General features: G+C 40.2%; 1 protein-coding gene. It reads left to right on the forward strand.

Translation table 11 applies throughout. The features are described from left to right. Positions 1–386: 386 nt before the first annotated feature. The coding region (locus FW778_RS22880) for a beta strand repeat-containing protein (protein ID WP_150417248.1) at positions 387–1,946 on the forward strand (1,560 nt) is incomplete at its 3' end.

Raw genomic sequence — 1,946 nt, forward strand, 5'->3', positions numbered from 1 at the left:
CAACGGCAGCACTGCTATCGAAACCATCCCATTCAATAAATATATCCCCCATGGAATCTATCAACTGGAAATAAACGGGAGCGACGATACTATAACAAATAACAAGTTGATCTATTAGACCACCAATGGATATCTCTTTTCCCAAAATGCTTCCCGGACATTGCACCTATACTGGCTACATTATCCATAGCTCTGGCACGCTTCATCTATACAATACCATCGAAGAATTTCCATGTTTTCTAAACAGGATCAATACTTTACTAAATGTATTTAAATTAAAACCTAAATTGAATTAGTGATCTTTCTACAAATATTGTCGTTTTTATTTGACCTTTTTTACAATAAATTTCTACAAAATTTAGTTATAGGGAGAATTAAAGACTCCTATGGCCTTAAAGGAATATCCATATTTGAAATTTTGCTTTGTTGTTCTCTTTGCACTGTTTTCTTTTTGGGCAAATGCCGGAACTTATTATTCTAACAGTGCGGATCCAACTTCTGTTAATAACTGGTGGACCCATACCAATGGTACCGGGTCTCACCCTTCGGATTTTTCAACGTCCGGGGATATTTTCATTTTACAGGCAGGGCAAACCTGCGCTACAACCACTAACTGGACCATTGGAACAGGAGTTACTTTACAAATAGATGGAACTCTTTCTATAAATTCTAAAAATGACAAGGTTACCATCGATGGTACCGTGATTTTTACAAATACTTCCTCAACACAGGTAACCATGGCAGGTGGATTTGGTGGTAACGACTTTATAGTAAGTTCAGGCGCAACGCTTAAGACGAAGAATATAAATGGTATACAGGGAACTAACTGTTCTTTGCCAGCCAGCATAACAAAAAAAGCCGTTACATTGAGCGCTTCTGCAAATTATGAATTTAACGGTAGCAGCAGCCAGGCTTCCACAGGCTTACCTTCGAAAGTCAATGATTTAAATATAAACAATACCGCAGGCGTTGTTGTAGCTTCAGTGACTATTGAGGGTAATCTTATAGTAAATTCTGGAGTAAATTTTGCGCCAACCGGCACTATTACACTGAATACGCCCGCTTCAGCTATTAATAACAGTGGGACAATTACGTTTACTAATTTAACTATAGGTACAACGCCCACTGTCCAATCTCAATATAATGCAAGTTATAATATAGCAGGAACTCTTACCATTAATGCGGGAAAGACTTTTGCGCCGACAGGCGGGACTATCACCATGTCTTCACCAAGTTCATCGATCATTAATAGTGGTACGCTTACCTTTAATAATCTAATTATTGCAGCCACTCCCGCAGCTCAATCGCAGTACAATGCCAGTTATAACGTGGCAGGAGCTCTAACGATTAACTCAGGGGTGACTTTTGGACCTTCTGGTGGAACTATAACTATGTCGGCGACAGGTTCAGGTATCAGCAACAGGGGTACGCTTACCTTCAGTAATTTAACCATCGCAGCTACTCCAACTGCTCAATCACAATACAATGCCAGTTATAATGTAGCAGGAGCTTTAACTATAAACCCGGGGGTAACTTTCGCACCAACAGGTGGCACAGTTACAATGTCAACTGCCACGTCAGCTTTTATCAATAACGGCACCCTTGCCTTCAACAACCTAACCATCGCAGCTACGCCCACAGCTCAATCACAATACACTACAAGCTATTCCATTGCAGGTTCATTTACTGTAAATTCAGGAGTCTATATTGAAATCACCTTAACGGTACATTTAGGTGGAACGATTAATAATTCAGGTATTATTAATGCCGCCAATGGAACCATAGAGATGAATGGTTCGGCTGCTCAAACCATACCTGCAAATGCTTTTGTAAATAATGCTTTGAACAATCTCATCATCAGCAATACCCATGCATCCGGTGTTTCCCTGGGCGGCGCCCTGGATATTTATAATTCAGTGACCTTTTCAGGAACCGGCAAAAAGCTA

The sequence above is a fragment of the Ginsengibacter hankyongi genome (assembly GCF_008710285.1).
In the GTDB taxonomy this organism is placed as follows: Bacteria; Bacteroidota; Bacteroidia; order Chitinophagales; family Chitinophagaceae; genus Ginsengibacter; species Ginsengibacter hankyongi.